At 60.6% G+C, this 26,360-nt stretch carries 22 protein-coding genes, 1 tRNA gene and 1 pseudogene; 13 read left to right on the plus strand and 11 right to left on the minus strand.

The features are described from left to right. The first annotated feature begins 18 nt into the window (after positions 1–18). From selA to ACIGDJ_RS00350, 3 genes are all read left to right on the plus strand, one after another. Positions 19–1,431 (plus strand): L-seryl-tRNA(Sec) selenium transferase, encoded by a 1,413-nt coding sequence (gene selA, locus ACIGDJ_RS00340; RefSeq protein WP_101160340.1) that lies wholly within the window; start codon positions 19–21, stop codon positions 1,429–1,431. Further along, complete coding sequence (gene selB / locus ACIGDJ_RS00345) at positions 1,428–3,344, plus strand: selenocysteine-specific translation elongation factor (RefSeq protein ID WP_397478113.1); 1,917 nt, start codon at positions 1,428–1,430, stop codon at positions 3,342–3,344. The genes selA and selB overlap by 4 nt, the downstream gene beginning before the upstream one ends. A gap of 5 nt (positions 3,345–3,349) precedes the next feature. Further along, positions 3,350–3,445 (plus strand) — tRNA-Sec (locus ACIGDJ_RS00350). A 337-nt stretch (positions 3,446–3,782) separates the two neighbouring features. Here ACIGDJ_RS00350 and ACIGDJ_RS00355 read toward each other — a convergent pair. The 3 genes from ACIGDJ_RS00355 to ACIGDJ_RS00365 all read right to left on the minus strand — a co-directional run bounded on the left by ACIGDJ_RS00355 (position 3,783) and on the right by ACIGDJ_RS00365 (position 8,268). Further along, positions 3,783–5,078 (minus strand): OprD family porin, encoded by a 1,296-nt coding sequence (locus tag ACIGDJ_RS00355; protein ID WP_397478114.1) that lies wholly within the window; start codon positions 5,076–5,078, stop codon positions 3,783–3,785. A 93-nt stretch (positions 5,079–5,171) separates the two neighbouring features. Further along, positions 5,172–6,359, minus strand: coding sequence for an MFS transporter (locus ACIGDJ_RS00360; RefSeq protein ID WP_101160332.1), 1,188 nt, complete (start codon positions 6,357–6,359; stop codon positions 5,172–5,174). Between the two features lie 322 nt (positions 6,360–6,681). Further along, on the minus strand, positions 6,682–8,268 hold the full coding sequence (locus ACIGDJ_RS00365; RefSeq protein WP_016774693.1) for an ABC-F family ATPase: 1,587 nt from the start codon (positions 8,266–8,268) through the stop codon (positions 6,682–6,684). A 374-nt stretch (positions 8,269–8,642) separates the two neighbouring features. Here ACIGDJ_RS00365 and ACIGDJ_RS00370 point away from each other — a divergent pair, with 374 nt between their 5' ends. The 4 genes from ACIGDJ_RS00370 (at position 8,643) to ACIGDJ_RS00385 (ending at position 13,249) form a co-directional block, all read left to right on the plus strand. After that, positions 8,643–9,869 carry a zinc-dependent alcohol dehydrogenase gene (locus ACIGDJ_RS00370; protein WP_101160499.1) on the plus strand — a complete coding sequence of 409 codons (1,227 nt, stop codon included), beginning with the start codon at positions 8,643–8,645 and terminating at the stop codon, positions 9,867–9,869. 15 nt (positions 9,870–9,884) lie between these two features. Next, complete coding sequence (locus ACIGDJ_RS00375; protein ID WP_101160326.1) at positions 9,885–10,814, plus strand: ZIP family metal transporter; 930 nt, start codon at positions 9,885–9,887, stop codon at positions 10,812–10,814. Positions 10,815–10,922: 108 nt separating this feature from the next. Next, positions 10,923–12,290: an iron-containing redox enzyme family protein gene (locus ACIGDJ_RS00380; protein ID WP_397478116.1), complete on the plus strand. Its 1,368-nt coding sequence runs from the start codon at positions 10,923–10,925 to the stop codon at positions 12,288–12,290. 14 nt (positions 12,291–12,304) lie between these two features. Further along, positions 12,305–13,249, plus strand: coding sequence for a class I SAM-dependent methyltransferase (locus ACIGDJ_RS00385; RefSeq protein WP_313001277.1), 945 nt, complete (start codon positions 12,305–12,307; stop codon positions 13,247–13,249). Positions 13,250–13,282: 33 nt separating this feature from the next. Here ACIGDJ_RS00385 and ACIGDJ_RS00390 read toward each other — a convergent pair whose 3' ends face one another. Beyond that, positions 13,283–13,717 carry a short chain dehydrogenase gene (locus tag ACIGDJ_RS00390; protein WP_101160319.1) on the minus strand — a complete coding sequence of 145 codons (435 nt, stop codon included), beginning with the start codon at positions 13,715–13,717 and terminating at the stop codon, positions 13,283–13,285. 311 nt (positions 13,718–14,028) lie between these two features. Between ACIGDJ_RS00390 and lpxO the strand changes: the two genes are divergently transcribed. Beyond that, a complete protein-coding gene (gene lpxO, locus ACIGDJ_RS00395; protein ID WP_101160316.1) occupies positions 14,029–14,928 on the plus strand; it encodes a lipid A hydroxylase LpxO in 900 nt (299 codons plus the stop codon). Positions 14,929–15,264: 336 nt separating this feature from the next. Here the strand turns inward: lpxO and ACIGDJ_RS00400 are convergent, their stop codons facing one another. Continuing rightward, positions 15,265–16,131, minus strand: a complete 867-nt coding sequence (locus tag ACIGDJ_RS00400) for a Ku protein (RefSeq protein ID WP_101160313.1) — start codon at positions 16,129–16,131, stop codon at positions 15,265–15,267. Positions 16,132–16,320: 189 nt separating this feature from the next. Between ACIGDJ_RS00400 and ACIGDJ_RS00405 the strand changes: the two genes are divergently transcribed. The 4 genes from ACIGDJ_RS00405 (at position 16,321) to nudC (ending at position 19,690) form a co-directional block, all read left to right on the plus strand. Next, positions 16,321–16,641 (plus strand): hypothetical protein, encoded by a 321-nt coding sequence (locus ACIGDJ_RS00405; RefSeq protein ID WP_101160311.1) that lies wholly within the window; start codon positions 16,321–16,323, stop codon positions 16,639–16,641. A 52-nt stretch (positions 16,642–16,693) separates the two neighbouring features. Beyond that, positions 16,694–17,848 (plus strand): PQQ-dependent sugar dehydrogenase, encoded by a 1,155-nt coding sequence (locus ACIGDJ_RS00410; RefSeq protein ID WP_397478117.1) that lies wholly within the window; start codon positions 16,694–16,696, stop codon positions 17,846–17,848. A 191-nt stretch (positions 17,849–18,039) separates the two neighbouring features. Then, positions 18,040–18,852: a crotonase/enoyl-CoA hydratase family protein gene (locus ACIGDJ_RS00415; protein ID WP_101160306.1), complete on the plus strand. Its 813-nt coding sequence runs from the start codon at positions 18,040–18,042 to the stop codon at positions 18,850–18,852. Between the two features lie 7 nt (positions 18,853–18,859). Further along, positions 18,860–19,690, plus strand: a complete 831-nt coding sequence (nudC, locus tag ACIGDJ_RS00420; RefSeq protein WP_397478118.1) for an NAD(+) diphosphatase — start codon at positions 18,860–18,862, stop codon at positions 19,688–19,690. Here nudC and ACIGDJ_RS00425 read toward each other — a convergent pair. The 3 genes and pseudogenes from ACIGDJ_RS00425 to ACIGDJ_RS00435 all read right to left on the minus strand — a co-directional run. Beyond that, a complete protein-coding gene (locus ACIGDJ_RS00425; protein ID WP_397478119.1) occupies positions 19,658–20,437 on the minus strand; it encodes a TSUP family transporter in 780 nt (259 codons plus the stop codon). The two genes, nudC and ACIGDJ_RS00425, sit on opposite strands and share 33 nt — an antisense overlap. 237 nt (positions 20,438–20,674) lie before the next feature. Continuing rightward, positions 20,675–21,154, minus strand: a complete 480-nt coding sequence (locus ACIGDJ_RS00430) for a nuclear transport factor 2 family protein (protein WP_101160298.1) — start codon at positions 21,152–21,154, stop codon at positions 20,675–20,677. A 54-nt stretch (positions 21,155–21,208) separates the two neighbouring features. Continuing rightward, a pseudogene (locus ACIGDJ_RS00435) lies at positions 21,209–21,472 on the minus strand (TetR family transcriptional regulator); the annotation flags it as partial. A gap of 83 nt (positions 21,473–21,555) precedes the next feature. On the opposite strand from ACIGDJ_RS00435, the gene pssA reads away from it, so the two are divergent. Continuing rightward, complete coding sequence (gene pssA, locus ACIGDJ_RS00440; protein WP_313001256.1) at positions 21,556–22,899, plus strand: CDP-diacylglycerol--serine O-phosphatidyltransferase; 1,344 nt, start codon at positions 21,556–21,558, stop codon at positions 22,897–22,899. Between the two features lie 108 nt (positions 22,900–23,007). Here the strand turns inward: pssA and efeO (ACIGDJ_RS00445) are convergent, their stop codons facing one another. From efeO (ACIGDJ_RS00445) to efeO (ACIGDJ_RS00455), 3 genes are read right to left on the minus strand one after another with little or no spacing between them, the layout of a single operon-like run. Then, positions 23,008–23,832, minus strand: a complete 825-nt coding sequence (efeO, locus tag ACIGDJ_RS00445) for an iron uptake system protein EfeO (RefSeq protein WP_101160293.1) — start codon at positions 23,830–23,832, stop codon at positions 23,008–23,010. 26 nt (positions 23,833–23,858) lie between these two features. Continuing rightward, entirely contained in the window at positions 23,859–25,157 is a 1,299-nt protein-coding gene (gene efeB, locus ACIGDJ_RS00450) for an iron uptake transporter deferrochelatase/peroxidase subunit (protein WP_397478120.1), read from the minus strand. A 15-nt stretch (positions 25,158–25,172) separates the two neighbouring features. Further along, positions 25,173–26,357, minus strand: coding sequence for an iron uptake system protein EfeO (gene efeO / locus ACIGDJ_RS00455; RefSeq protein WP_101160272.1), 1,185 nt, complete (start codon positions 26,355–26,357; stop codon positions 25,173–25,175). Between the last annotated feature and the right edge of the window lie 3 nt (positions 26,358–26,360).

A 26,360-nucleotide genomic window follows, 5' to 3' on the forward strand; every position in this document is an offset into this window, starting at 1 on the left:
TCAAAACAGGAGTGTTTGATGTCTTCCAGCGTTGCCCTGCGGTTACCGTCTATTGATGGGTTGTTGCGTCATCCGGCGTGCGCGCCGTTGGCCGAGCGTTACGGTCGGGATTCGTTGCTGACGGGACTGCGCCAGTTGCTCGATGAGCTGAGGCCTGGCGTGTTGAACGGGCAGTTGTCGGCCATTGAAATCGGCGCTGAAGTGCTCGCCGGGCGCGTCGGCGAGCGCTTGGCGCAACAGCAACGCAGCCAGGTGCGCCGGGTATTCAATCTGACCGGCACGGTGCTGCACACCAATCTCGGCCGCGCGTTGTTGCCCGAAGAAGCCATCGAAGCGGTGCAAATGGCTGCACGTTATCCGCTGAATCTGGAATTCGATCTGGCCAGCGGCAAGCGCGGTGATCGCGACGACCTCATCGAGGGCATGATCCGCGAACTGACCGGCGCCGAAGCCGTGACCGTGGTCAACAACAATGCCGCTGCCGTGCTGCTGACCCTCAACAGCCTGGGCGCACGCAAGGAAGGCATCATCTCGCGCGGTGAGCTGATCGAGATCGGCGGCGCGTTCCGCATCCCCGACATCATGGCGCGTGCCGGCGTGCGCTTGCACGAAGTCGGCACCACCAACCGCACCCATGCCCGCGATTACGAGGCGGCGATCGGCCCGCGTAGCGGTTTGATCATGCGCGTGCATGCCAGCAACTACAGCATCGAGGGCTTCACCGCACGAGTGCCGACCGCTGCACTGGCCGAGTTGGCGCACACCCATGGCTTGCCGTTACTGGAGGATCTGGGCAGCGGCAGCCTGCTCGACCTGACCCGATGGGGGCTGCCGGCGGAACCGACGGTGCGCCAGGCATTGCTTGATGGCGCCGATATTGTCACCTTCAGCGGCGACAAATTGCTTGGAGGGCCGCAGGCCGGGTTGATTGTCGGGCGCAAAGAATTGATCGCGAAGATCAAGAAGAATCCGTTGAAACGCGCGCTGCGCGTCGACAAGTTGACCCTGGCCGCGCTGGAAGCGGTTCTTGGTTTGTACCGTGATCCGGACCGCCTCGCCGAGCGTCTGCCGAGCCTGCGCCTGCTGACCCGTTCGCAAACCGAGATTCATGCTCAGGCTGTGCGTTTGTCCCCTTTGCTTGCCGACGTGGTGGGGGAGGTCTGGCAGGTCAGCGCAGTCGAGGCCCTGGGCATGATCGGTAGCGGCAGCCAACCGGTGGCGCGTCTGCCGAGTGCAGCGCTGTGCTGTCGACCGCAGGTGTCCAAGCGTTGGCGCGGGCGCCATCTGCTCAATCTCGAAAAGGCGTTGCGCGGTCTGCCGGTTCCGGTGCTCGGGCGAATCGCCGACGACGCGCTGTGGCTGGATCTGCGTCAGCTCGACGATGAGCCGGCGTGGCTGGCGCAGTTGCCGCAATTGCAGGTCGACCCGTGATCGTTGGCACGGCGGGGCACATCGACCACGGCAAGACCTCGCTGCTGCAGGCGCTGACCGGGCAAACTGGCGACCGCCGGCCGCAGGAACGCGAACGCGGCATGACCATCGACCTCGGTTACCTCTACGCCGAACTGGCAGCGGGTGCCGGGCTGACCGGCTTCATCGACGTACCCGGTCACGAGAAATTCACCCACAATATGCTCGCCGGCGCGCAGGGCATCGATCTGGTGTTGCTGGTGGTTGCGGCCGACGACGGCGTCATGCCGCAGACCCGCGAGCACCTGGCAATCGTCCAATTGCTTGGCATTCCCCGCGCGTTGGTGGCGATCACCAAATGCGACCGGGCCGCAGCGGGCAGGGTGGAAGAGGTGCAGCGTCAGGTGCTGGATCTGCTTGCGCCCGGGCCGTTTGCTGATGCGCTGATTTTCACCGTTTCGAGCGTGAACGGGCGGGGCGTTGATGAGTTGCGCGCGGCCTTGCTGCAGGCGCAAAACGAGGTGCAGGCGCGCAGTTGCGAAGGTGGGTTTCGTCTGGCAATTGATCGGGCGTTCAGTGTGGCCGGGACGGGGATTGTGGTCACCGGCACGGCGCTTTCGGGCACGGTTGCGGTCGGTGACAAGCTGGTTTTGGCGCCTGCCGGCAGAACGGTGCGCATTCGTGGACTGCACGCGCAGAACCAGGCTGCACAACAGGCCTGCGCCGGCCAGCGCGTGGCGTTGAACCTCAGCGCGGAGCGCCTGGAACTGGCGCAGATCCATCGAGGCCACTGGCTGCTGGCGGACTGGCTGCACGCACCGGCGCAGCGCGTTGACATCGACTTTCAGCTATTGCCCGGCGAACGCACCTTCGAACATTTTCACCCGGTCCACCTGCACCTCGGCACACAAGACGTCATCGCTCGCGTCGCTTTACTGCAAGGTTCGCGTCTGAGTCCCGGCGAGCGCATGTTCGCGCAACTGCTGACCAACGCACCGGTGCACGCGGTAAAAGGCGATCGGCTGATCCTGCGAGACTCCAGCGCCCAACGCACCCTTGGCGGCGGCGTCGTTCTCGACCCGTTCGCCCCGGCCCGCCAGCGCCGCAGCCCGGAACGCCTCGCGCAATTGCAAACCCTCGCCCTCAGCGTCAGCCTCGAACAGGCCCTGCCAGCGCTGCTCAACCACAGCCCCGGCGGCCTCGCCCCGCAACGTCTCGAACGCCAGTTCAACCGCCCACGTGCGCAGTGGGCACTGGCAGCAAATATCCGCCTGATCGACACCCGCCAAGGCCCGCTGCTGTTTAATGTTCAGCGCTGGGGCCAGTTGAAATTCAACTTGCTCGAGCAACTGGCGCGATTCCACGAGCAGGAACCCGACCAGATGGGCCCGGACCGCGACCGGCTACGGCGCTTCAGCGCGCTGGCACTAGAACGCTCGACCTTCATCAGTCTGCTCGACGAGCTGCTCGACGCCGGTTCGATCCTGGCCAGCGGGCCCTGGCTGCACCTGCCCGATCATCAGGTGCGCCTGAACGTCGACGATGAAACCCTCTGGCAGGCTTTACAGCCATTGTTCGACCAGGCCGGTTTCGACCCCCCGTGGGTGCGCGACGCCGCGAAAATGCTCGGTGAAGATGACGCGAGCGTCCGCCTTCTGCTGCGCAAGCTCGCGCGGTTGGGCCTGGTGCACCAAGTGGTGCGCGACCTGTTCATCAGCGACATCGTCCTGCGGCAAATGGCAGCGCTGCTGCTGAAACTCGCTGAAGAAAATCCAGCGATCGAGGTGACAACCTTCCGTGATGCGCTAGGCTTGGGACGCAAACGTTGCATTCAGTATCTGGAGTACTTCGACCGACTCGGCCTGACCCGCCGCATCGGCGAATCTCGCCAGATCCGCCCCGACAACGCGCTGGCCAATGCCGACGCGCCCTGAATTGAGGAAGACAATCGCGCCCGGTGGCGCGGCCGGGCTTCAAACCCGGTTGGGGACGGCATCCGTTCCCGGGCAGGTTCGACTCCGGCTGTCTTCCGCCAGTTTTTTCCTCCGGCGCTCTCCGATTCCACATGGATCTGGCAGAGGTCGCAGAATTTGTGTCCGGCCCAGATCAAATGTGGGAGCGGCCTTGCTCGCGAAAGTGTCGGGTCAGCGACTCAGATGTAGGCTGACGCACAGCCTTCGCGAGCAAGCCCGCTCCCACAGGTATCTGGCAGAGGTCGCAGAATTTGTGTCTGGCCCAGGTCAAGTGCGGGAGCGGCCTTGCTCGCGAAAGTGTCGGGTCAGCGACTCAGATGTAGGCTGACGCACAGCCTTCGCGAGCAAGCCCGCTCCCACAGTTGACATCCTGTTTTCAGTAACGGCTGAGCGGGTCATTCAGAAACCCAGCGGGTACTGGATGACCACGTAAATCCGGTCAATGTCATCGCCGGCCTGGGCTTCGTTGGCGCGGTGGGTGACGTGGGAGAGTTGCACCGACAAGTCTTTTGCGGCGCCGGACTGGACGACGTATTTCAAGTCGATGTCGCGTTCCCAATGCTTGCCGCCATCACCCTGTTGCGGTTGATAGCCGCCGCTGTCGGCGTCGAACGGGTTGTACGCACCGCCCCTGGGCGCATGGCTGCCGTCGATGTGGCTGCCACGGACGTAGCGGGTCATGAAGTTCAGCCCGGGAAGGCCGAAGGCGCCGAGGTCGAGGTCGTAGCGGGCCTGCCATGAGCGTTCGTTGGCGCCGTTGAAGTCGGCGTATTTGATTGAGTTGGCCAGGTAGATCGAGTCGCCACCGACGAAATCGAACGGCGTGTCGCCATTGATGCGTTGCCAGCCAAGCATCACCGCGTGGGCGCCGAAGCTGTATTTACCGGAGAGGCTGAAGGCAGTGTTATCGATCTCGCCAGCCAATGCGCGGCCGGTGTCGCGGGTGTGGTAGAGGTTAGCGTCGAGCAGCACGCCGGACTGTTTGAAGTGCAGGTTGCCGTAGTACTGGTGCCAGGTGTCGCTCAACTCGGAGGCGTAGAGCGCGCCGCCGACCGGGTTGCTGCTGAACAGGTCGGCGCCGACGAAGCTGATCCCGCCCGCTTCGGTGCTGGCGCCGTAACCGTAGAAATCGTCTTTACCGGAGGAACTGTCCTGATTCTTGAACGCAGTAAAGTGCCCGCCAACCAGATTGACGTTTTCGAACTCGGTGCTGTTGAGCAGAAAGCCTGTAGCGTATTCCGGTTGCAGGCGTTTGTCGGACGTGTCGAAGACCGGGGTCTCCACAGTCATTTCGCCGAAGGTCAGGGTAGTGCGCGAGACTTTCAGCTTGAAGGCGCCGCCTGCGCTGGAATAGTCATCTTCGCTGCGGCCATCGCTGTCGACCGGTAGCAGGCCGGTACCTGAGTGGCCCTTGCCGCCGTCGAGTTTCAAACCGACGAAGGCGTGGGCGTCGATGCCAAAGCCGACCGTGCCTTTTGTGAAACCGGATGAGAAATTGCCGATAAAACCCTGGGCCCACTCCTGTTTGTAATTTTCCCCGGCAGGCGTTGGCGAACGGTAATCGTTGTTCAGGTAAAAGTTGCGCAGCAGCACATCGCTTTTCGCATCGTCGAAAAAACCATCGGCGCAGGCGCTAGCGCTGAGGCTGCAGAACAGTGCAAGCAGGGTGAGGCGCGAGGGGGCGCAGTTGATCATGGTCAGAGCCGGCGGCAATTGGGATGGCGCTGATGATCGGTTGCTGCGAACAAAAAGGATTGGGTCGATGTGCTCAGTTAGCGGTGTCCAGAGTCAGGGCATCGCCCGGCGCTTGAGCAGCAAGGTCAGGCCCAGTCCGGTCACGGATAACAGTGCTGCGCTGAAAAAAATCCACGAATAGCCCAGATTCAATGCCACCGCGCCCATCAACGGCCCGGCAATCGCCAGGGCCAGATCGAAGAATACGGCATATGCCCCCAAGCCTGACCCGCGACTCGAACTCGGCACTTGCTTGATTGCTTCAACCCCCAGCGCCGGGTAAACCAACGACAGCCCGAAACCCGCCAGCCCTGCACCAATCAACGCATACGCGGTGGAAGGCGCCAGCCACAGCAGCACAAGGCCGACGGTTTCCACCGTCATGCAGACGATAGCCGAGGCAAACCCGCCAAAGCGGGCAATCGCCGAAATAAACAGCAGCCGCGACAGAATGAAGCACACGCCAAATACCGTCAGGCAGTACGCCGCGCCAGTCCAGCCTCGGTTGAGGTAATAAAGGGTGATGAACGTGGTCAGCGTGCCGTAGCCGATCGAGGCGAGTGTCAGGCTGGTGCCGTACGGCGCAATCTTGCCGAACACCGCCCAGAACGACAGGCGCTCGCCACGGATCACGGGCACCGAGGGCTTGTTGCGGATTAACCACAACGCACCTGCCGCCAACGCCGACAGCACGATGCCAAGACTGACAAAGCCGTATTCAGCGACCATCACCACGCCCAGCGGCGCGCCAATGGCAATCGCGCCGTAGGAGGCGATACCGTTCCAGCCGATGGATTTGGCCGTGTGCTCGACACCGACCTGGCCCATGCACCAACTGATGGTGCCGACGCCGATCAAGCCTTGGGCTATACCGAGCAGCAGGCGCCCGGCGATCAGGATCAACAGGCTGGTCAGCGCAAAGCTTTGCAGCAAGGTCGACAACAACGTCAGCGCGCCACTGAGCACAATCCCCCACAAGCCATAAATGATCGCCCGTTTGGTCCCAAGCGTGTCCGACATGCGCCCGGCCATTGGCCGGCTGAGCAGGGTGGCCAGATACTGCGAACCGATGACCAGGCCGGCAATGATCGCGCTGAAACCCAGTTGCTCGTGGACATAACCGGGCAACACGGCGATCGGCAAACCGATGCAGAGGAAGGCGATGAAAGTGTAGAAAACGATGGAGACGATCTGCAGGGTGATCGCCAGGGAGCTTTGTGGTGGCAGTGGCTGCGCAGACATGAGCACTCGTTCGCGGGCGGCGGTGGGAGAGTTGCCGACATCATGGCGCGGGGCTGAGATAAATGAAAGCAGGCTAACTACTTCACCTTAATGATCGTTCCCACGCTCTGCGTGGTAACGCCGCCATGGACGCTCCGCGTCTGTGGTTGGGACGCGGAGCGTCCCGGGCTGCATTCCCACGCGGAGCGTGGGAACGATCAACGTGCGAGCCTGCTCGCGAATATCTGCGCACCCACAATTCCCAAACGCCGAATGCAAAAAGCCCCGTCACATGGACAGGGCTTTCAACTTGCAGCTTGCCGCTTGAAACTCGCGGCTGCTCTTAGAAAACGACGCCCTGGCTACGCAGGTAGTCGTCATAAGTGCCGCTGAAGTCGGTCACGCCGTTCGGGCTCAGCTCGATGATGCGGGTGGCCAGGGACGATACGAACTCACGGTCGTGGCTGACGAAGATCAACGTGCCCGGGTAGTTTTCCAGCGCCAGGTTCAGCGCTTCGATCGATTCCATGTCCAGGTGGTTGGTCGGCTCGTCCATGATCAGCACGTTCGGCTTTTGCAGAATCAGCTTGCCGAACAGCATGCGACCTTGCTCACCACCGGAGATGACCTTGACCGACTTGAGGATCTCGTCGTTGGAGAACAGCATGCGGCCCAGGGTGCCACGAATCATCTGCTCGCCCTGAGTCCACTGACCCATCCAGTCGAACAGGGTGACGTCGTCTTCGAAGTCGTGGGCGTGGTCCTGAGCGTAGTAGCCCAGCTCAGCGGCATCGGTCCATTTCACGCTACCGGCGTCCGGGGTCAGTTCGTTCACCAGAGTGCGCAGCAAGGTGGTTTTGCCGATACCGTTCGGGCCGATGATCGCGACGCGCTCGCCTGCTTCAACCTGGAAGCTGAAATCCTTGAACAGTGGCTTGCCGTCGAAACCCTTGGCCATTTTCTCGACCATGACTGCCTGACGGTGCAGCTTTTTGTTCTGCTCGAAACGAATGAACGGGCTGACGCGGCTCGAAGGCTTGACCTCGGCCAGCTGGATCTTGTCGATCGCCTTGGCGCGGGAGGTGGCCTGCTTGGCTTTCGAGGCGTTGGCCGAGAAGCGGCTGACGAACGATTGCAGCTCGGAAATCTGCGCTTTCTTCTTGGCGTTGTCCGACAGCAGTTGCTCGCGGGACTGGGTCGCCACGGTCATGTATTCGTCGTAGTTGCCCGGGAACAGACGCAGCTCGCCGTAATCCAGGTCAGCCATGTGCGTGCACACGCTGTTCAGGAAGTGACGGTCGTGGGAGATGATGATCATCAGGCTGTTACGCTGAGTCAGGATGTTTTCCAGCCAGCGAATGGTGTTGATGTCCAGGTGGTTGGTCGGTTCGTCGAGCAACAACACTTCCGGATCGGAGAACAGTGCCTGCGCCAGCAACACGCGCAGTTTCCAGCCTGGCGAGACTTCGCTCATCGGGCCGAAATGCTGCTCCAGCGGAATGCCCAGACCCAGCAACAGCTCGCCGGCACGGGATTCGGCGGTGTAACCGTCCATCTCGGCGAATTCGGTTTCCAGCTCCGCAACAGCCATGCCGTCTTCTTCGGACATTTCTGCCAGCGAGTAGATGCGATCGCGCTCGGCCTTGACCTTCCACAGCTCTTCGTGACCCATGATCACGGTGTCGATCACGGTGAATTCTTCGTAGGCGAACTGATCCTGGCGCAGCTTACCCAGACGCACGTTCGGCTCGAGCATGACCTGACCGCCGGACGGATCGAGATCGCCGCCGAGGATTTTCATGAAGGTCGACTTGCCGCAACCGTTGGCACCGATCAGGCCGTAGCGATTGCCTGCGCCGAATTTGACCGAAACGTTTTCGAACAGCGGCTTGGCGCCAAACTGCATCGTGATGTTAGCTGTGGAGATCAATTACCTTACCTATCAATGGGTTAGAGCTGGTCTTTGGTGCCTGGTACAGATTTGAGTACCAATCCGGAGCTTTTCCAGCTCCCCCCAGTCTGTGCTTGAGTTGAGCCAACGCGCATAAGCCGACCGCAACTGGGGCCGTTGAAGGCAAGCTGCTGAGCGACGAGTACGGGGTTCTTGTTGGACATTGGCGCGCATTGTCGCATAACTCAGACGGCAGTTATATGGCAGGCAAACAGGCAGCTGCCTCGGCTGCTCAGACGGACGCGGAGTATCCGCTGATCAAAATCTTGAAAACCCGAATGAACTCACTCGGCCCTTTTCACTTCGGAAAGTGGAGCAGCAGCCATTTCGTTCAATCGAGTGAGGATCAAGCCATGCGAGCAATGACCTACCACGGCGTCCATGATGTGCGTGTTGAAACCGTACCGGACCCGAAACTTGAAGCCGCCGACGATATCATCCTGCGGGTCACCGCCACCGCCATTTGCGGGTCGGACTTGCACCTGTATCGGGGCAAAATACCCACCGTCGAACACGGCGATATTTTCGGCCATGAGTTCATGGGCATCGTCGAAGAAACCGGACCCGCCGTCACCGCCGTGCAGCGCGGCGACCGTGTGGTGATTCCCTTCGTGATCGCCTGTGGCGATTGCTTCTTCTGTCAGCAAGAGCTTTACGCCGCTTGCGAGACGACCAACGAAGGCCCCGGCGCGGCGCTGAACAAGAAAATGATTCCGCCACCGGCAGCGCTGTTCGGCTATAGCCGTCTCTACGGCGGGATTCCCGGCGGCCAGGCGGAACTGGTACGCGTGCCGAAAGCCAACACCGGCCCGTTCAAGGTGCCGGGCACGCTCTCGGACGAAAAAGTGTTGTTTCTCTCCGACATCCTGCCCACCGCCTGGCAAGCTGTGATCAACGCTGGCGTCGTCCAGGGTTCGAGTCTGGCGATCTATGGCGCCGGGCCGGTCGGTTTGCTGACCGCTGCCTGCGCCCGAATGCTCGGCGCCGAGCAGATCTTTATGGTCGATCATCACCAGTACCGTCTCGATTATGCCCAGCGCACTTACGGGGTGATTCCAATCAACTTCGATGAGGACGATGACCCGGCCGACACCATCGTCAGCCAGACCGCGGGCCATCGTGGCGTCGATGCGGTGGTCGATGCCGTGGGCCTTGAAGCCAAGGGCAGCACCACCGAAACGGTGATGGCTACACTCAAGCTCGAAGGCAGCAGCGGTAAAGCCTTGCGCCAGTGCATTGCGGCCGTACGGCGCGGCGGTGTGGTCAGCGTTCCGGGCGTTTATGCCGGCTTCATCCATGGCTTCATGTTCGGTGATGCCTTTGACAAGGGGCTCACCTTCAAAATGGGCCAGACTCATGTGCAGCGCTTTCTGCCGGAGTTGCTCGGTTACATCGAGACCGGCAAGTTGCAGCCCGAAGCGATCATCACTCACAGGCTGTCGCTGGAGCAGGCCGCCGAAGGTTACAAGATCTTCAATAAAAAACAGGAAGAATGCCGCAAGGTGATTCTCACGCCGGGTGGCAGCGATGTGCCGCTGGCACAGCTGGATGAAACCACGCCGTTCGCACCGGCCACTTGAACCTGAGGAGTTTTCATGGCGCTACCGTCATCTTCGTTCGCAGCTCCCGTGCGAGCATGGTTTGTGAACCTGTCGCGCACGGGCTGGGGAGGGCGCATTTTCTGGCTGACCCTGGTCGGTGTAACCGTGTTGTTGCTGATCAGCGGCTACACCGGCCTGGTGAGTACGGGGCGCGACACCTTGCGCCTCGCGACGCTCGGCGGGCTGTCGGGTTTCGCCGCTACGGCAGTCGGTGCCTTATTGGCACTGGCTTTGCGCGCGATCACTTCGCGAACCCAGGACAGCATGCTCGGGTTTGCGGCGGGGATGATGTTGGCGGCCAGTTCCTTTTCCCTGATCCTGCCGGGCATCGCGGCGGCGAAAGAGGCGCTGAGCAGCCCCATGCTTGCCGCTGCTGTCGTTGTTGCCGGCATGGCCCTGGGCGTGGCGCTGATGGTCGGCCTTGACCGTTTCGTCCCTCACGAACATGAACAGAGCGGGCGGCGCGGGCCGGAGGCAAAGCGTTTCAACCGGGTCTGGCTGTTTGTGCTTGCCATTACCCTGCACAACCTGCCGGAAGGCATGGCGATCGGCGTCAGCTTCGCCACCGGCGACATGAAGATCGGTCTGCCGCTGACCACTGCCATCGCTATTCAGGACATTCCCGAAGGCCTGGCTGTGGCGTTGGCGCTGCGGGTCACCGGCATTTCGGCCGGGCGTGCAGCGTTGATTGCCGCCGCTTCGGGATTGATGGAGCCGTTGGGCGCGATTATTGGCCTGGGTATCACCAACAGTTTCGCGTTGGGCTTTCCGGTGGCGATGGGCCTGGCTGCGGGCGCGATGATCTTCGTGGTGTCCCATGAAGTGATTCCGGAAACTCACCGCAACGGCCATGAGACGCCTGCGACGCTCGGGCTGATGCTCGGTTTCGGTGTGATGATGTTTCTTGACACTGCATTGGGTTAGAAAATTACGCACGCCACTGAGCGATCGCCTCACACAAAAAAGGAATTTTTATCAGCACCAATCACTCTTTCGTTTATAGGCAATGCCAATAACGCAGGGGAATGAGTCATGTCGCTGATCGAAATCCCGACCAGGAAGTCTTCGGGTAAAACATCCACGCCGGCGGATACCGAGCGCCGGCTCTATGACCGATTGTTGGCGGAAGACTCCACAGTTGACCGCGTCGCGCTGGATTTTCTGCGCCGGCAATTGAGCAAAGCGGCTGCGCTGCCTGACGACTTGCCGGGCAGTGCCGAAGCGCTGCTGCAGTGGTCGGAAACCCGCAGCGCCAAGGTGGCGGGCGAATTCGCCGATTATCTTGAGCAACGCCAGCAGGGCGCGCCGCGCCGCTATTTCCGCAACAAATCCCACGCGTTGTACTTCATCTTGCATGTGGCACCGACCAAAGAGGTTGATGGCGCCTGGCTGGCCGGGCTGCTGCCGCAGTGGCAGGATCCGCGTCTCGACGATCTTCTCGACACTTACCTGGAAGAACTCGGCGAGGGCGTGCCACGGCAGAACCATGTGGTGATCTATCGCAAATTGCTGGCCGAGCATGATTGCTCCGATTTGAGCGGACTCGCCGATGAATATTTCCTGCAGGGGGCAGTGCAACTGGCGCTGGGGCGCTTCGGCAGCCAGTTTCTGCCTGAAGTCATTGGCTTCAACCTCGGCTACGAGCAACTGCCGCTGCACTTGTTGATCAGTGCCTATGAGCTGGCGGAGCTGGGCATCGACCCTCACTATTTCCGCCTGCATGTAACCATTGACAACGCCAGCACCGGCCATGCGCGCAAGGCTGTGCAATCGATGCTTGGACTGATGCCGCTGGGCGCCGGGCGCGACGAGTTCTATCGGCGCATGGCCGTCGGTTACCGCCTCAATGATGTGGGCAAAGGCACCACCGCCGTGATCAAGGAATTCGACCTGCAGCAGGAAGTCATCGCCATGCTTGAGCGCAAAGCGGTCTTTGGCCGGCACATGCATTCCGATTACTGCCGCATCGAAAACCGCACGATCAACCAATGGCTGGCCACGCCGGGGCAAATGGGTGAATTTCTCTCGGCGCTGGAGCGCAAAAGCTGGATCAAGCGCGGCGAGGCTGTAGAAGAAAGTCGTTTCTGGCGGTTGATCGACGGCAGCGATGCGGCAATGTTCGGCGTGTTCAATGGCTATGAAAAGCAGCTGTTACGCGACTGGATCACCCAGGATTGCCCTGCATCCCGACCTCGGCCCTACGTGCGCCGAGATGCCCCCGTCGAAGAGGCCTTCGACGATGACGCCGATCTTTTGAACCTCGAAGCCGCACTCGCTGACAAGCCTGCCGCCGAGCAAATGGAGATTTTGCTGCCGTGGTTGCAACCGCAGCGGCACTGGCGTCCGGCCGGACTTTTCGCGACGCGTCGCTTCATGCAATTACGCGCTCGCTTGCGTTGAAACAAGGAGGCTTCATGTCGGCACAAGAAACATCGGACAGAGCGCTGTTCGAGCTGGGCAAGCGCCTGCTCGCCAGTGGTTATCACTTCATTACTCCAACACCATTGACCCATGAGCGCGTGCTTCAGCGCTTTGCCACGCCGTTGGCGAAGGATCTGCGCGACGTATTCGGCTGGTCGATGCCGTTTCCCTCAGAGTTGTTCAGGGCAGGCGAGTTGGCCAGTCTGGAGCAGGCCGGCGTAGTCGAACGCGATGGAGCGGTGTGGCGCAGTCATGTTCGTTGGTCGACGCTTAATGAACGCCTGTTCGCCCACTCGGCGTTCCCGACCACGGCAAGCGATGCGGTGTTTTTCGGGCCGGATACTTACCGTTTCGCCCAGGCCATCGAAGCGCAATTGCAGCAACGTTTTTCGCCGATCCGGCGCGCGGTGGATATCGGTTGCGGCAGTGGCGCCGGGGCGGTGCTCATCGCCAGATCGCGCCCGGACGCCGAGGTGTTGGCGGTGGACATCAATCCTCAGGCTTTGCGCTTGAGCGCGGTCAACGCAGAGTTGGCCGGGGCCAGCAACGTGTCGGTGTATCACAGCGATCTGCTGGCCAGCGTCGAAGGCCAGTTCGATCTGATCATCGCCAATCCGCCGTACATGAACGACGAGCAACTACGCGCTTATCGCCACGGCGGCGGGGCGCTGGGCGAGGGCTTGTCGGTGCGTATCGTGCGTGAAGCTTTGCCGCGTCTGGAAATCGGCGGCACTTTGCTGGTGTATACCGGCGTGGCGATTGTGGCCGGCCAGGATCCGTTCCGCGACGCGGTGGCGCCGCTGCTTAAGGGCGAGCGTTTCGGATGGACGTATCGCGAACTCGACCCGGACGTGTTCAGTGAAGAATTGCTCAAGCCTGAATATGAACGCGCCGAACGCATCGCTGTGGTCGCGCTGACGGTAACCCGCGAGCAGTGACCGACGGTTGGGCCACTGCTCGCGCGGTGGTCCTTATCGATTTCTGATGCGCGAAATCGTCAGCAGACAAACCCCCACTAGCATCGCAGCTCCGGCGACCAGCAGCGGCGAAGGGCGTATGGGCTGGCGCGAGAGACGCTCGAGGCGTCCGGCGAGAGACGCGCGCACGGGTGCCGCGGGTTCAGCCTGATAGGGCGCTTCTTCAATCTCCAGCCGCAAACCGTCCGGCATCACCAGCGTCAGCCCCTCGATAGTCCCGGCAATCCTGTCCGGATAAACCGGTTCACCGGTCGGATCAAGTTGATCGTAAAAAAAAGTCTGCCCTTCAAGCCAGCCGACGGCGGTCTGCAATTCAGGGCCCAGGTAATACTTCCCGTCGAGGAAAAAGCCAGAGAATTGCGGCGCGCGTTCGACGCTTTCAATGCGATAGCGCTGACCTGGTTTCATACCGGTTTGTGGGGCGATCATGGGGGTTCCTCCCGTTGTTGATAAGCGATAGAGGAGCGTCTGCGAAGGGTGGTTCCCTCGAAATGAGCAACGGGCGTTGCGCCTGCTTTTACCCCGGCGCCGGTATTGCACGATAGATGCGCGAGACAGTTTTTCACAGTTGAGAGTTCACTACCGGTTACAAAGTGTGGCTAAAATGCCACCCATTCACCGAGCGCCCGAAACGGCGCGGGCCAAGGACGCGCCCTGTGCATCAAGACCGCTGCAGAAGACGCTGGGCCCCAGGCCGCCACGCGCGCAGTTTGTTCACTTTTGACGTGTGACCCTTTTCCGTGAAACTCATCATCGCCGCTGTTTATGTCATCTCTATTGCCTACGTCCATTTACGTGGACGCGTGCGCCACAAGCTGGGGCGGCAATTGAGTGACCACTCGACGTTTCTCGCGCCGATCAACTGCTTCCTCTATCTGTTTTCGAAGATGCCCAACAAGCCGTATCTGAATCCGGCTGATTTTCCCGACCTGAGCCCGTTGCAGGCGCACTGGCAAGAGATCCGCGAGGAAGGCCAGAACCTGCTGCGTGCCGGCGAGATCAAGCGCTCGAACCAATATGACGATGTCGGTTTCAACTCTTTCTTCAAGACTGGCTGGAAGCGCTTCTACCTCAAATGGTACGGCGACAGTCACCCATCGGCGATGAAACTGTGCCCGCGCACCACCGAACTGGTGCAAAGTATCGGCTCGATCAAAGCAGCGATGTTTGCCGAACTGCCACCGGGCTCGAAACTGGTGCGCCACCGTGATCCCTATGCCGGTTCCTATCGCTATCACCTGGGTCTGGATACGCCAAACGATCCTGGCTGCTACATCAATGTCGACGGTGAGAACTATCACTGGCGCGATGGTGAAGCGGTAATGTTCGACGAGACGTTTATTCATTACGCAGAAAACACTACCGACCAGAACCGCATCATTCTGTTCTGCGATATCGAGCGACCGCTGAAATATCGCTGGGCCGCCGCCTTCAACCGCTGGTTCAGCCGCACGGTGATGTCAGCGGCGGGCGCACCAAATGATGCAGGAGACAAGACCGGTGCCATCAACCGCTTGTTTACCAGAATCTACAAAGTTCGTTTGCGTGGCAAAGAGCTGAAGAAGCGCAACCGTACGCGGTATTACCTGGAGAAATGGGCGATTTTTGCCGCGTTGTTGGCAATCTTTATTCTGATCTGAAGGTTTACCGTGTCATTGCTGGCCTCTTCGCGAGCAAGCCCGCTCCCACGCTTGATTTGGGTGAATGCAAATATTGCATTCGACTCCGAACCCTGTGGGAGGGGGCTTGCTCGCGAATGCTGGTTCACATCCAACACGTTTGGTTCTGGCTCCACCTGGCAACCTTTATTCTGATCTGAAGGTTTACCGTGTCATTGCTGGCCTCTTCGCGAGCAAGCCCGCTCCCACGCTTGATTTGGGTGAATGCAAATATTGCATTCGACTCCGAACCCTGTGGGAGGGGGCTTGCTCGCGAATGCTGGTTCACATTCAACACGTCTCGGCCTGACTCCACCCTTATTCCCCAGACGCTTTGCGGGGCTTCTTCGCCGGCGCCGCCTTACTGGTCGATTTGGCCTTGGGCTTGGCCGGTGCCTTGCCGCCGAGGCTGCGCTTGAGCAGCTCCGTCAAGTCGATAACATCGGCAGTCTTGCGTTCTTCCTCGCCAGTGGCGGTCTCGACGTCCTCGATCTTGCCTTCGTGGGCCTTTTTCTCAACCAGCGCCATGATCTTGTCTTCGAACTCGTCCTTGTAGTCTTCAGGCGTCCACTCCGACGTCATGTCTTCAACCAGACGTTTGGCCATGTCCAGTTCGCCTTTGGCCAGTTGCGGCTTGGTCACTTCGCTGCCCAGCGCCAGCTCATCAAGGCTGCGCACCTCCTGTGGCCAGCGCAGTTTCACCAGCACCAGCGCCGACTCGAGCGGCATCAGCGCCGCCAGATATTGCCGGGTGTGCAGGACGACGCGGGCTAGGGCGACCTTGTTGGTTTTGCTCAAGGTTTCGCGCAGCAATGCGTAGACCTTGCCGCCGCGTTTGTCCGGCGCCAGATAGTACGGCGTGTCGATGTTCTGCAGCGGAATCTGCTCAGCGTCGACGAAAGAGAAAATGTCGATGGTTTGCGTCGAAACGGGGTGCGCCGAGCGGATCTCCTCCTCGCTGAGCACCACGTACCGGCCTTTTTCGTAGGCTACACCTTTGACGATGTTTTCTTTGGTGACTTCCTTGCCGGTGACCTTGTTGATGCGTTTATAGCCCACCGGATCCATGCTGCGGCTGTCGAGCCAATCGAAGTCCACGCCTTGCGACGACGTCGCTGAAACCAGCGCCACGGGGATGTGTACCAGTCCAAAACTGATTGCGCCTTTCCAGATTGCCCGAGCCATGACCTGTCCTCCGAGTGATGATCAGGTGACCCGTGGCGCGGCGAGAAAGTTTCCAGTCATTGCGGGGCTTTCAGCGGTACGGTCAAGCCGTGTTACATGTTGTTTGAGACACGAGGGTTAACAAATCCGAACCCACGGCGTAGCGTGGGCTCCAAGGCTCTAGTCCACGTACGTTGAGAGGCATCGCTCATGAACCGGTTTCTGATTGGCATCGCCGTCCTGGCCCTCAGTGGCGGTCTCGTTCATGCCGACATCGTGCTGGCGCAAAGCCCCACCGGCAACAGCAACAATCCCTACAACAGCCCGATCCGCCGGGCCAATCCCAACAGCATGCAGGGCACCCAGCCCAGCAATCCGCCCCTGCGCGGGCCCAATACCGTTCCCGTGCCTCGTCAGCCAACCGTCGACAATCGCGGCATCGGCAATGGCCAGCCCATTCGCTCGGTACCGAGCCATCCGCCGACCTTCATTCCCAACCCGCCCTCCCGGAGCACCGGCAGCAACCGTTGAACGGCAGGACTGCGGTTCTGTCGGCCCTTCACACGAACAAAAGGAATCGTGCATGTTGCGTAAAACCCTTCTAGCCACCTGCTGCGCCGCCGCGCTGATCAATGCTTCGGCGTTCGCCGCCGCGCCCAAAGAGCTGAAAAGCGAGCAGGGCATTCTTGAAGTCACCACCATTGCCCAAGGCCTGGAACATCCGTGGGCGCTGGCGTTTCTGCCTGATCAGGCGGGCATCTTGGTGACCGAGCGCCCGGGCCATCTGCGCGTGGTGAGCAAGGACGGCAAATTGTCGGAGCCGATCAGTGGCGTGCCACAAGTCTGGGCAAAGGGGCAGGGCGGCTTGCTAGACGTGGTGCTGTCGCCGGACTTCAAGCAGGACCGCATGGTTTATCTGTCCTATGCCGAGGGCGGCGGAGAAGGCGGCAAGGCAGGCACAGCGGTCGGGCGCGGGCGACTTTCCGAAGACCTGAAGACGCTGAAGGACTTCAACGTGATCTTCCGTCAGGAACCGAAACTGTCGGTAAGCAACCATTTCGGTTCTCGTCTGGTGTTCGATCGCGACGGGTATCTGTTTGTCACCCTGGGAGAGAACAACGACCGGCCGACTGCGCAGGATCTCGACAAGTTGCAAGGCAAGGTCGTACGCCTCTTCCCCGATGGCAAGGTGCCGGACGATAACCCTTTCGTTGGCCAATCCGGCGTTCGGCCGGAAATCTGGGCCTGCGGCCTGCGTAACCCGCAGGGCGCGGCGCTCAATCCGTGGACCGGCACGTTGTGGGAGAACGAGCACGGGCCGCGTGGCGGCGATGAAGTGAACATCATCGAGCGCGGCAAGAACTATGGCTGGCCGTTAGCGACCCATGGCATCAATTACTCGATGCAGCCGATTCCGGAAGCGCAGGGTAAAACTGCTGAAGGCACCGTGACCCCGCATCATGTCTGGGAAAAATCGCCCGGCGTTACCGGCATGGCGTTCTACGACGCCGATCGCTTCAAACCCTGGCAGCACAATGCATTCATCGGTGCGCTGGTGACGCAAGAGCTGATTCGCCTGCAGTTCGATGGCGACAAGGTCGTGCATGAGGAGCGTTTGCTGGGTGAGCTGAATCAGCGTATCCGCGATGTCCGGCAGGGCCCGGATGGATATCTGTATGTGCTGACGGATGAAGAGAATGGCTCGTTGTACAGGCTGGGGCTGAAACCCTCGATCTGAGGCATACCTGTGCAGGAGCTGCCGAAGGCTGCGATCTTGTGGTCTTGTGAAGCGCAACGTTCCGAAAGATCGGAGCCTGCGGCAGCTCCTACGGAATCATGACGGTCAGTCCCGTATTTGGCCGAACCGCCGCCCCCTTGCCTTGTTATAGTTCGGGCCTTATTTTTCAGCCCCGGTAAAGGATTTCTGCCATGACTCAATACTCCGCCTTCAGCGTCGAACTGGCTGACAACATCGCGCATGTGCAGATCAATCGCCCGGAAAAGATCAACGCGATGAACACGGCGTTCTGGAGCGAGATCGTCGAGATTTTCCAATGGATCGACGATACCGATGAAGTCCGCGTAGTGGTGCTCAGCGGTAACGGCAAACATTTCTCTTCCGGTATCGATCTGATGATGCTCGCCGGCGTTGCCAATGAACTGGGCAAGGACGTAGGCCGCAATGCACGTCTGCTGCGGCGCAAGATCCTCAATCTGCAAGCGTCCTTCAATGCCGTGGATAATTGCCGCAAACCGGTGCTCGCTGCCATTCAGGGTTATTGCCTGGGCGGAGCGATCGATCTGATCGCAGCGTGTGATATGCGCTACGCCGCCGAGGACGCGCAGTTCTCGATCAAGGAAATCGATATCGGCATGGCCGCTGACGTCGGCACGTTGCAGCGGTTGCCGCGGATCATCGGAGACGGCATGCTGCGTGAACTGGCTTACACCGGTCGCGCCTTTGGGGCCGATGAAGCGCGCAGCATGGGGCTGGTCAATCGCGTCTACAGCGACAAGGACACGCTGCTCGAAGGCGTGTTCGACATCGCCCGTGCCATCGCGGCGAAGTCGCCGATTGCCGTGACCGGCACCAAGGAAATGATCAGCTACATGCGTGACCACCGCATCGACGATGGTCTCGAATACGTTGCCACCTGGAACGCCGCCATGCTGCAATCCACCGATTTGCGCGTGGCCATGGCCGCCCACATGAGCAAACAGAAACCCGAATTTCTGGATTGACCAAACCATGACCTCTCGCTGGACCACTGCAGTACTCGACACCGATCAACCCGGCGGCTGGGCCGTAGCGCGCAGCCCGGAAGGCTTTCTGTTCGATGACAACGGCGCGCTGTTCCCGCGCGAATGGCTCAAGCGCCAGGACCTCTCAGTCCTCGCCGAGCATGGCATAGGTCATCTCGACGGCGAACCGGTGTACCTGCTGGAGTTGCGCAGTGTCAGCGAGGTGCCCGGTTGCGGTTGGAAAGGCCTGCGAGCGTTCATGCTCGAGGGCGATCACACGGTGTACAAAGTGCTCGGTTATGCCGCACAGATTGGTACTTGGGCACGCGAACATCGCTTCTGCGGCAACTGCGGCCAGCCCATGACGCAAGTGCCGCGTGAGCGGGCGATGTATTGCCAGCCGTGCGATCTACGCAACTATCCGCGCATCTCACCGAGCATGATCGTGCTGATCACGCGTGGCGACGAGATCCTTCTGGCGCGTTCGCCGCGTTTCGTTACCGGGGTCTACAGCACGCTGGCCGGTTTCGCCGAGCCGGGGGAGTCGGCCGAGGAGTGCCTGATTCGTGAAGTACGCGAGGAGGTGCAGATCGAAGTGAAGAACATCCAGTACATCGGCAGCCAGTGCTGGCCGTTCCCGCATTCGATGATGCTCGGCTTCCATGCTGAATACGCCGGTGGCGAAATTGTCTGTCAGGAAGATGAAATCGAGGACGCCCAGTGGTTCAACGTACATGACTTGCCGCCGTTGCCAGCGTCGCGTTCGATTGCCCGTTACCTGATCGATGTCTACGTGGCCCGGCGCTTAGTCCACGCTGAACCAGTGCTGCCAGGCTAGGCGCACGGTCAGGCCAAGCACTACGGTGATGAACACCGGACGAATGAATTTGGCGCCGCCGCTGATTGCCGTGCGTGCGCCGAAGAAGGCCCCGACCATCACCGACAGGCCCATGCACAGGCCGATGATCCAGTCGACCTGACCGGAGAAAATGAACACCGACAGCGCCGCGATGTTGCTGACAAAGTTCATGCTGCGCGCCACGCCGCTGGCCTTGACCAGATCGATCGGGTACAGCAGCAGACTGCTTACTGTCCAGAACGCGCCCGTCCCTGGACCCGCCACGCCATCGTAGAAGCCGAGGCTGAAACCCTGGGTCGACTGCCATTTCTTCTTGATCGGTGCGTCGCTGTCCAGCGGCGCTTTGGGCGTGCCGCCAAACAGCAGATACACACCACAAGCGAAGACGATCACCGGCAGCATCTTGTTCAGCCACTCGGCAGGCAGGTAGTGCGCAACGACCGCACCGGTCAGCGCGCCGACCAAAGTGCCGACAATCGCGTGGGTCCACTGGCGCGGGTGAAACAGTTTGCGCTTGTAGAAGGTGAAACTGGCGGTCGCCGAGCCGAAGGTCGAACTCAGTTTGTTGGTGCCCAGTACCAGATGCGGCGGCAGGCCCGCTGTCAGCAGCGCCGGCGTGGTCAACAGCCCACCACCGCCAGCAATGGCATCAATGAAACCGGCAAGGAAGGCAACGGCGGCCAGAATGGCCAGGGTGGTGAGGTCAACGCTGAGTTCGAAAGGCATGGAGTCGGCTTATTCGGCAGGGCGCAGAACGGGAGCTGCGGGAGGGCGGTTATGTTACCTGTATCCAACTGTTGCGGCGAGCCAGAGCATGCCGTCGTCAATTATGGTCTGGACACGTTCCTGTGCAGGAGCTGCCGAAGGCTGCGATCTTCTAGGACGCAGAGCGTTCCGGCTGCTGCGCGTGGGAAGCGCAAAGATCGCAGCCTTCGGCAGCTCCTACACAGGGGTGAGTAGCCTTTAGAGGCCGAGTTCGCTCAGCCCCGGATGATCATCCGGACGGCGGCCCAGCGGCCAGTGAAACTTGCGTTCGCTTTCCTTGATCGGCATGTCGTTGATGCAGGCATAGCGCTGGAACATCAGGCCATTGTCATCGAACTCCCAATTCTCGTTGCCGTAGGAGCGGAACCAGTTGCCCGAATCGTCGTGCCATTCATAGGCATAACGCACCGCAATACGCGTATCAGAGTAGGCCCACAGTTCTTTGATCAAACGATAATCGAGTTCCTTCGCCCATTTGCGCGTGAGGAACGCCTTGGCTTCTTCGCGGTTGTTGGCGAACTCGGCGCGATTGCGCCATCGGGTATCGAGGGTGTAGGCCAGCGAGACCTTTTCCGGATCACGGGTGTTCCAGCCATCTTCGGCGAGGCGTACTTTCTCGATGGCTGACGCATGGTTGAAAGGGGGCAATGGCGGACGTACCTGAGCTGCGGTCGACATGTTCAATCTCCTGATTCATTAAATGTATGAACAACGAGTCCGGCTTATTAAGCGTTACAGGCCAAATGATTTTTGCGCCATGCATTGCGCATCATCGGCGGCACTGTGATCACCCATCACAAGCCCTACGGTTATGGCGCCTTCAATCAGAATCAGCAACTGTCTGGCCAGCCGCTGCGGATCCTCGGCACCATATTCGATACACAGCCCGCTCAGGTAGTCGAGCAGCTTGTGTTTGTGTTCTTTGGCCACCCACCGCACCGGATTCTGTGGAGCGCCGGTTTCGCCGCTGGCGTTGATGAAGGCACAGCCGCGAAAGGGCCATTATGGACACCGACGAGACCCGGCGCAGACGATGGTGTAAGCTCTCAAACTCTTCGGAATCGAACCTTGCGAGCCTTATGCCGTTGCTTTTCAAACGTTCTCTGCTGCCTAAACTGCGCAGCTTCGCGCTGACCGCCGAGGCGGTGAGCATTCTGTCCAGCGCTGCCGAATTCCGACGCTGCCTGCTCGAGCAAATCGCCGCAGCGACGCAACGCATCTACATCGTCGCGCTGTATCTGCAGCAAGACGAAGCCGGCCAGGAAATCCTCGACGCCCTGCACGCCGCCAAGCTCAAGCGTCCCGAGCTGGAAATCGCCGTGGTGGTCGACTGGTTGCGTGCCCAGCGCGGTCTGATCGGCGCCGGCAAACAACCGGGCAATGCCGCCTGGTATCAGGACATGACCCGCTCGCATCAGAGCGAAGTGCCGATCTACGGTGTGCCGGTGCAGACCCGCGAGCTGTTTGGCGTGCTGCACCTCAAAGGCTTCGTCATCGATGACAAGGTGGTCTACAGCGGCGCCAGCCTGAACAACGTCTACCTGCACAAGCTCGACAAATACCGCTTCGATCGTTACCACGTGCTGCGCAGTCGCGAGCTGGCGGATTCGATGCATCATTTGGTCAAGCATGGCCTGATCGAATCGAAAGCCGTGCATCGCCTCGACCTGCCGAACCTGCCGAGCACGCGCAGTTTGCGCAATGACATCGGTGACCTGCGCAGCCGTCTCAAATACGCGACCTACGACACCGGCGCCGGCAGCACCAGCAAAGAAGGGCTGTCGGTCACGCCGCTGCTCGGGGTTGGCAAGAACAACCCGCTGAATCGGGCGATTCTCGAACTCATTGCCAGCGCGCAAAAGCAGCTGACCATCTGCACGCCTTACTTCAACCTGCCGCTGGGCGTGATTCGTGAAATAAACCGTGCGCTGGCCCGTGGCGTGAAGATCGACATCGTGGTCGGCGACAAGACCGCCAATGATTTCTACATTCCGCCGAGCGAGCCGTTCAAGGTGATCGCCGCGCTGCCGTATCTGTACGAGATCAGCCTGCGCCGATTCGCCAAACGCCATCAACACAGCATCGACAGCGGCCAGTTGAACCTGCACCTGTGGCGCGACGGCGACAACACTTATCACCTCAAGGGCATGTGGATCGATCAGCGCTACACCTTGCTGACCGGCAATAACCTCAATCCGCGGGCGTTCCGCCTCGACCTGGAAAATGCGCTGCTGATCGAAGACCCGAAAGGCGAGTGGCTGGAGCCTCGGGCGAAAGAGCTGGAAAACATCTTTCGTCATACCACGCGGATCGACAGTTTCCAGACCCTGGAGACACTGCCGGATTATCCGGCCGGCGTGGCGAAGTTTCTCAAGCGCGTAAGCCGGGTGAGGATTGAGCGGTTGCTCTATCGAATTCTTTGATCGCTAAAAGCAAAAGATCGCAGCCTTCGGCAGCTCCTACAGGATTTACACCGGCCAATGCAGGAGCTGCCGAAGGCTGCGATCTTTTCTACTGACGAATCAGTTCTGTCAATTCAGCCCCAACTTCCCCCGCATCATCGACAAATCCTCCGCCAGCGTATTCACCGGCCCGACCAGCGCCTTGCGGTCGTTGCCCTTCACTTTGTCGTAGGTTTCAAAGCCGCCATCCGCTGTTTTGTACTTGGCCAGAATCCTGTCCACCGTGGCGAAGTTCTTGTCGACTTTTGCTACGAATGCCTTGTCCTGCTGCTCGATCTGGGGGCGAAACAGGTCGACGATCTTCTTCGCGCCGTCGATATTGCCCTGGAAGTCGTACAGATCAGTGTGGCTGTAGCGGTCTTCCTCGCCGGAAATCTTCGTCGCCGCGACTTCTTCCAATAGCGCAGCAGCGCCGCCGACGACTTTCTCCGGCGGGAATGTCAGGCCGGCAACACGCGTTTGCAGATCCTGCACGTCCTTGTTCAAACCGTCGGCCAATGCCTCCAGACCCTGGGTGGATTTCTCGGCGAACAAGGAATATTCGAGCCGGTGGAACCCGGTGAAATCTTCAGCCTTCACGCCTTTCTCGTGATCGTCGACGCGCGAGTCGATGGACGCATCGAGATCGCTGAACAGCTCGGCAATCGGCTCGATCGATTCGTAATACACCCGCGTCGGCGCGTAGAGTTTTTGCGCGGTGGCCAAGTCGCCTTTTTTCACCGCGTCGGTGAACTGCTGGGTGTGGCTGGCCAGTTCATCGAGCTTTTCGGTCACGTAGATCTTGTAGTCCGACACCGGCCCCACCAGATCCAGCGGCGCGGTCGCGGCGAACGCCGACAGCGGGGTGTTGAGCAAACCAAGGGTCAGCAATAACGCGAGTGGCGTTTTTTTCATGGGGCGGCTCCAGTGTCGGTGGGGTGTCATGCGGTTTTGTTGTGAGAGGTGGCCGCCAACAACGAGCGACCGATGAAATCGTCATCGCCGGTCACGCCGGGCAGGGTGAAGAAGTAGCCGCCGCCGACCGGTTTGAGGTATTCCTCAAGCGGCTCGCCGTTGAGGCGGGTCTGCACGGTGATAAAGCCTTTTTCCAGGTCTGCCTGGTAGCAGATGAACAGCAGGCCCATATCGAGCTGGCCATTCTTGTTGACGCCGTTTGAATAGTTGAACGGCCGGCGCAGGATCAAGTTGGCTTGGCTCGCGGCGGTACGCGGGTTGGCCAGGCGAATATGCGCATCGAGCTTGGTCAGCTTGCCGGCCGGGTCTTGGCTGTAGTCGGGCACTTCACTTTCGCTGTGGCCGCCGATGGGCGCGCCGCTGCTTTTGACCCGGCCGAAAATGCTTTCCTGTTCCTGCAACGGTGTGCGATCCCAGCGTTCGACGAAGTTGCGGATGATGCGCACCGCTTGATAACTGCCATGGGCAGCCCACGCTGGCTCGTCGCTTCCCGGTTGCACCCAGACGATACGGTCCATGGCCTTGGCGTCGTTGGAATCCGGGTTGGCCGAGCCATCGCGAAAACCGAGAAAATTTCGCGCCGACTGTGCAGGTTCACCGGGTTTGGCCGGGGCTTGGGGCGGTACGCTGCCTTCCTGTTTCCAGCGCACCAGCAGCAGGTCGGGGAGGTTTTTGACGATATCGCGCAGCGCGTGAATGGTGGTGTCGGCGGTGTTGGCGCAGAACTGCAGGCTCAGGTCGCCATGGCAGCAATCGGCATCGAGCGCATCGTTGGGGAAGCCGACCATGCGTTGCAGGCGTTTGGGTTTTGCCGCTGCCAGACCGAAGCGCTCGTCAAACAGCGACTCGCCGACAGACACAGTGATGGTCAGGTTATCCGGGGTGACCACCGGGCCGAGGATGCCGGAATCCGGCGGCGGCAGTTTCGGATCGATTTGCGCGACCGGGCCGCCCTTCATCAAAAATGCGATGCGTTCATTCAGCGTGCGGAACAGCCGCTTGAGGTCTTCGCGATCGCTGGCCAGCACATCAAACGCCACCAGCATCCCGGAAGCCGGGCGGGGGGTGACGATTCCGGTCTGGTGCAATCCGTGGAAATCGTGGCGGTCTTGGGTCTTGTCGCTGCTCGGCGCTTCGGTGACTTGCGCGGGCGCGGCGGCCATGGCCGGGCAGCTCAGGGCTGATCCGGCGAGGGCGACACCGGCGGCGCCCATGCCCATCAGCACGCGGCGCCGTTGCAGGTTGAGGGGTTCTGAATCGTTCATCGGGTCGTCTTCTGTTTACAGGCCGGAGAGGCCGAGGGCGGGGTCGATGCCATTCAGCGCCGTGGCCAGAGCCTTGGCTTTGGCGGCGATCTGCTGGCGTTGCACGGCGGTCACGGCGTCATAACTGACGTAGCCGTCGGCGGATTTGAGCGCGTCGAGCTGGCTGTCAAAGTCGCTCAACGACTGGTCGACCGTGGCCAGCACCTCGGCGGCGGATTTGCTCAGCATCGGCCGCAACAGGTCGACGATTTTGTGCGCGGTTTGCGCGTTGGCGGCGAAACCGTTGAGATCGCTATGGCTGTAGCGCTCTTCTTCGCCGCTGACAGCGCGCACCTCGGCGAGGCTGTTGAGGTTGCGCACGACGATGCTCACCAGTTGCTCTGGCGGCAGCGACTGTGCGAGCAACTGCTGCTTGAGGGTGGTGACGTCAGCGAGCAGGCGTTGACCAATCGGTGCGGTAGCGTCGAGATTGCGCTGCTGGAAAAGGGCGTATTCGAGGCGGTGGAAACCGACAAACGCTGGATCCTGCTCACGCTTTTCAAAATAGTCGGCGCGGGCATTGATCTGATTGTCCAGCTCGGCCAGGCGCTGCGCGGCCGGCGCCAGACGCTGATAAGCGGCACGCGCCGGCAGGTACAGCGCTTGCGCCTGACTCAGGTCGCCCCTGGCGATCGCCTGATTCAGCGCTGTCACCGCTTTGATCAAAGCGCTGCCCTGAACGGCCAGATACACGCGAAATTCCGACAGCGGCCCAACGAAAGCCACCATCGACGGCTTGGCTTTGGCGGCTGCATCTGAAGCGGCCGTCGGTGTGACGTGCAGGATCCCGCGCGGGTTGCTCAGCAAACCGCAGGTGATTGTGTAGTCGCCCGGTTGCAGGTTGGCGTTGATCACCTGGCTCAGGCCCGGCGCAATGTTTTCCCGTTCTTCGACCACCAGCACGCCGTCGAGAATTTCCCACTCGACCGCACGCTCGGAGCGATTGACGATGCGGAAACTGGCACGGCCGGCCGGCACTGTCAGGGCATTCGGCTCGCAACTGTGCGGATGGATATTGACGACGATTTCGTCATGGTTGTGCTGACGCTTGGCGGCGGCCATGTTCGAGGCGTACCAGAACAGTCCGCCGGCGCCGATCATCAGCAGCACCGAGCCGGCCAGCGCCCAACGCAAGGCCGGTGGGGTTTGAGTAGTAGACATGGG

Source organism: Pseudomonas sp. NPDC079367 (genome assembly GCF_044542195.1).
In the GTDB taxonomy this organism is placed as follows: domain Bacteria; phylum Pseudomonadota; class Gammaproteobacteria; order Pseudomonadales; family Pseudomonadaceae; genus Aquipseudomonas.

Excerpts from the sequence above, each read along its gene's own strand:
- selA (WP_101160340.1), top strand. The coding sequence starts at position 19 with ATGTCTTCCAGCGTTGCCCTGCGGTTACCGTCTATTGATGGGTTGTTG.
- ACIGDJ_RS00355 (WP_397478114.1), bottom strand. The coding sequence starts at position 5,078 with ATGATCAACTGCGCCCCCTCGCGCCTCACCCTGCTTGCACTGTTCTGC.
- ACIGDJ_RS00360 (WP_101160332.1), bottom strand. The coding sequence starts at position 6,359 with ATGTCTGCGCAGCCACTGCCACCACAAAGCTCCCTGGCGATCACCCTG.
- ACIGDJ_RS00370 (WP_101160499.1), top strand. The coding sequence starts at position 8,643 with ATGCGAGCAATGACCTACCACGGCGTCCATGATGTGCGTGTTGAAACC.
- ACIGDJ_RS00375 (WP_101160326.1), top strand. The coding sequence starts at position 9,885 with ATGGCGCTACCGTCATCTTCGTTCGCAGCTCCCGTGCGAGCATGGTTT.
- ACIGDJ_RS00380 (WP_397478116.1), top strand. The coding sequence starts at position 10,923 with ATGTCGCTGATCGAAATCCCGACCAGGAAGTCTTCGGGTAAAACATCC.
- ACIGDJ_RS00385 (WP_313001277.1), top strand. The coding sequence starts at position 12,305 with ATGTCGGCACAAGAAACATCGGACAGAGCGCTGTTCGAGCTGGGCAAG.
- ACIGDJ_RS00390 (WP_101160319.1), bottom strand. The coding sequence starts at position 13,717 with ATGATCGCCCCACAAACCGGTATGAAACCAGGTCAGCGCTATCGCATT.
- ACIGDJ_RS00400 (WP_101160313.1), bottom strand. The coding sequence starts at position 16,131 with ATGGCTCGGGCAATCTGGAAAGGCGCAATCAGTTTTGGACTGGTACAC.
- ACIGDJ_RS00405 (WP_101160311.1), top strand. The coding sequence starts at position 16,321 with ATGAACCGGTTTCTGATTGGCATCGCCGTCCTGGCCCTCAGTGGCGGT.
- ACIGDJ_RS00410 (WP_397478117.1), top strand. The coding sequence starts at position 16,694 with ATGTTGCGTAAAACCCTTCTAGCCACCTGCTGCGCCGCCGCGCTGATC.
- ACIGDJ_RS00415 (WP_101160306.1), top strand. The coding sequence starts at position 18,040 with ATGACTCAATACTCCGCCTTCAGCGTCGAACTGGCTGACAACATCGCG.
- nudC (WP_397478118.1), top strand. The coding sequence starts at position 18,860 with ATGACCTCTCGCTGGACCACTGCAGTACTCGACACCGATCAACCCGGC.
- ACIGDJ_RS00425 (WP_397478119.1), bottom strand. The coding sequence starts at position 20,437 with ATGCCTTTCGAACTCAGCGTTGACCTCACCACCCTGGCCATTCTGGCC.
- ACIGDJ_RS00430 (WP_101160298.1), bottom strand. The coding sequence starts at position 21,154 with ATGTCGACCGCAGCTCAGGTACGTCCGCCATTGCCCCCTTTCAACCAT.
- pssA (WP_313001256.1), top strand. The coding sequence starts at position 21,556 with ATGCCGTTGCTTTTCAAACGTTCTCTGCTGCCTAAACTGCGCAGCTTC.
- efeO (WP_101160293.1), bottom strand. The coding sequence starts at position 23,832 with ATGAAAAAAACGCCACTCGCGTTATTGCTGACCCTTGGTTTGCTCAAC.
- efeB (WP_397478120.1), bottom strand. The coding sequence starts at position 25,157 with ATGAACGATTCAGAACCCCTCAACCTGCAACGGCGCCGCGTGCTGATG.
- efeO (WP_101160272.1), bottom strand. The coding sequence starts at position 26,357 with ATGTCTACTACTCAAACCCCACCGGCCTTGCGTTGGGCGCTGGCCGGC.